The sequence below is a fragment of the Methylomonas lenta genome (assembly GCF_001644015.1).
Classification (GTDB): Bacteria; Pseudomonadota; Gammaproteobacteria; order Methylococcales; family Methylomonadaceae; genus Methylomonas; species Methylomonas lenta.
This window is the reverse complement of the sequence record NZ_LUUI01000039.1, coordinates 1-1,317: the sequence shown is the minus strand read 5'-3', so window position 1 is coordinate 1,317 and position 1,317 is coordinate 1. Positions and strand designations below refer to the sequence as shown.

Genomic DNA, 1,317 nt, shown 5'->3' with positions numbered 1-1,317 from the left:
CCCGAAGCATTGGCAGGCCGCACAAGTACCGCAAGCGGGCTTGAAACCGGCCAGTCCGGAGGACTTGAAAAACTGGTGGAAAAATTTTGGCGATGCGCACCTGAACCATCTCATGGACCAAGCGTTGGCGGGAAACCTGGATGTCAAGATAGCGCTGGCCCGTATCGATCAGGCCCGCGCCGAGCGTCGCGGCACCCGTGCGGAACTGTTCCCGACCGTCAACATAACAACCGGTGCGCAACGCCAAGAGAATCCGTTCCCCGGCTTGGCGTCCGGTATCAAATACAATATGTTCGAGCTGGGTTTCGACGCCCTCTGGGAAGTCGATTTGTTCGGCCGTCAGCAACGCCGACTGGAGGCCGCCACTGCCGATCTGGAGGGCGCTGGCGAGCAGTATCACCAGTCCCTGGTGACGCTGACGGCCGAGCTGGCGCGCAGTTATGTTGACTACCGCAGTCTTCAGAATCAACTTCGAATAACGCGTTCGAACCTGAAGTCGCAGCAGCAAACGCTGGAACTGACTGAAAGACTCAACGCCGAAGGCGTGGGAACCCGGCACGATGTGGTGCGGGCACGGGCCCAGACCGAGACTACGGACGCCCAAATTCCGGCGCTGGAAGCAAGGCTGGTCGCTGCATTGCGGCAACTGGAAGTCCTGGTGGGACGCCAGCCCGGCACGCTGGATGCCGAACTAAATTCCACCGAAGCCGTGCCGGCAGCGCCGGGACGGGAAATCCTGGCTTCGCCCGCGGAAATGATACGCCGCCGCCCGGACCTTCGCGTGGCTGAACGCCAACTCGCGGCGGCAACGGCCATGCAAGGGGCGGCGATCGCGGAATTGTTTCCGAAAATATCGTTGTCGGCTTTTGTAGGTCTGCGTAACACCGATATCGAAAGCCTGTTCAAATCGGCCGCCTTCTCCTACGGCACCGCCGCCAATCTGTTGCAGCCCTTGCTTAATTTTGGCCGTATCCGTGCCGGAATCGATATGGCCGATGCGAAGCAGCAGGAAGCCTATCTGAGCTATGAAAAGGCAGTGCTTGAGGCACTCCAGGAAACCGAGACTGCGATGACCCGCTACCTGAAGGAGGAAATTCGCCGGCAGACGCTCGCCCGCGCGGTGGTGGACCATCAGGAATCGGTACGTCTGTCGCAACTGCGTTATCAGGAAGGCGTCTCCTCGTTTCTGGACGTGCTGGATGCCCAGCGCGCGCTGTATGTTGTAGAAATCGAGCTGGCTCGTTCCGAAGCCGAGACTTCCACGAATCTGATCGCCGTGTATAAGGCGTTGGGCGGCGGCGCGAACGTCTAACTGCA

At 60.0% G+C, this 1,317-nt stretch carries 1 protein-coding gene; it reads left to right on the top strand.

Annotated elements, in window-relative coordinates:
- Positions 1–1,312: efflux transporter outer membrane subunit (locus A1359_RS02580; protein ID WP_066977563.1), on the top strand; the 1,312-nt coding region annotated here is incomplete at its 5' end.
- Positions 1,313–1,317 lie beyond the last annotated feature (5 nt).